The following is a 1,657-nucleotide window of genomic DNA, read 5'->3' on the forward strand; positions in this document are numbered from 1 at the left end:
GTTTAATATAAAATATATAGAAATAAGTAGAAAAAGGTACCCTTTATGGAAAGTGAAAAAGATTATGTGATTTTGAGAAAGACGATAACAACTCTTTCTACAAGCTTTATTTTAGCTTACCTTTTGACAATAACAGGTCTGATTCAACAGCTAACTGACGGAGAAGAACTATCGTATCATACTGGAAATGACATGGCAGGGTGGTTCCTTGTATATCTTTTTTATGTAGGGGCCGTTATTGCTGTATACGGAAATTTTGTCTCAGTTATACTGGACGCTATTCGAAAGAAATGGCTTTCCAACATGAGGTGGCTATTTGTCTTCTTCCACGGCATATTAGGCTTAATTAACGGTTTGTTTTTTCAAGATACATATTTGGCTTATTACGGGATGGCAGCTGCTATGTTATATGCATGTATAGATTGGTGGGTAAAAAGAAGAATTGACAGGGAAAAAAGTACAAAAGTATTGCTAATTATGCCTCTTATTCTTTTACTTCTCAGTTGGAGTATATTAGAAGCGCTATCACCTAGCCTTCCGCCATTTACGAAAGAAGATGCCATAGAGTTTGCGACAAGTGGTGAAGGAACAGATATTGATTTATTTCCTGCTAAAGTTGGAACATGGAAAGGAACTTTTGGAGGGTATCAAATCGAAAGAAAAACTCGTGCTAAAAAATTAAATAAAGAGTTTTATCTAGTGACGTTTGAAGAAAACTGGACTAAAGGTAAACAAAAAGGACGCTATGTAATGTCTTATAAAGTAGATCGCAGCAGTGTCTCAGGGGATGGCGGAAGTGGCACAACACCTCCTTATTATGAAAAGGTATTAGAACAATAAAATAGTAAAAATTAAGTTTATGAATAAAGGAGCTTTGATCTATGTCTAAGATTTCTCTAGCAGAGGCTGTGAAATTGAAAAGTGTATTATCAAAACGAATACATGAATTAGAAGAAGAGATGGACCGAGTTGCATTTGTAGAGATCGAAAAAGGGGAGAAGATTCCTCCTCAGGCTCGATCACTATCTGATGTTGAACAGGATTTAGAGGACATTCGAAAGGATTTGCGTCTACTTGATAAATTAATGTATCAAGCCAATATTCAAAATAATATTACTTATAATGAACACAAACTAACAATTGTAGAAGCGATTGAATATGCCACTCAATTACGTGCTAAAGCAAGAAAATATAAGGAGTTTGGTTCATCATCTAAAGAAGAATATCCTTACTATGGAGAAGGGGTATCCATTATTAAAGTGGCTACATTTGATCCTGAAGAATATCGTCTAAGAGGGCTAGAGGTTGAAAAGAAAGCAAATAGATTATCAAATTTAATTAACGCTAAAAATTATCAAATAGAGTTAGAGTTTGATGGAGATAAATATTTTTAACCCTTGAAGAGGTGAGACTCCCTTCAAGGCATAGAAGGAGAATGTTTAGTGTACTCAAAGTACTATTGTGATGGCAAGTGATAAAACCAATAATCCAATGACCCATTACACTGTTACTATTTACCAATAACCAACTATAGCAATGGACGGTCGATGACCAATACCTCCTTGTTTTTAACTCCTTCTATGGTGCCCTTACTTGTAAGTTAAGTAAGGGCCTTATTTATCTTATCTTATTTTTATTAGAAAGCTTTCAGTATAAT

At 34.6% G+C, this 1,657-nt stretch carries 2 protein-coding genes; both read left to right on the top strand.

Annotated features, from left to right (window positions below):
- Positions 1–45 precede the first annotated feature (45 nt).
- On the top strand, positions 46–840 hold the full coding sequence (locus AC1DRF_RS26560; RefSeq protein ID WP_427076753.1) for a hypothetical protein: 795 nt from the start codon (positions 46–48) through the stop codon (positions 838–840).
- A 41-nt stretch (positions 841–881) separates the two neighbouring features.
- Positions 882–1,394 carry a DIP1984 family protein gene (locus AC1DRF_RS26565; RefSeq protein WP_016766374.1) on the top strand — a complete coding sequence of 171 codons (513 nt, stop codon included), beginning with the start codon at positions 882–884 and terminating at the stop codon, positions 1,392–1,394.
- The last annotated feature ends 263 nt before the right edge of the window (positions 1,395–1,657 follow it).

Source organism: Priestia sp. P5_B4, assembly GCF_056400385.1.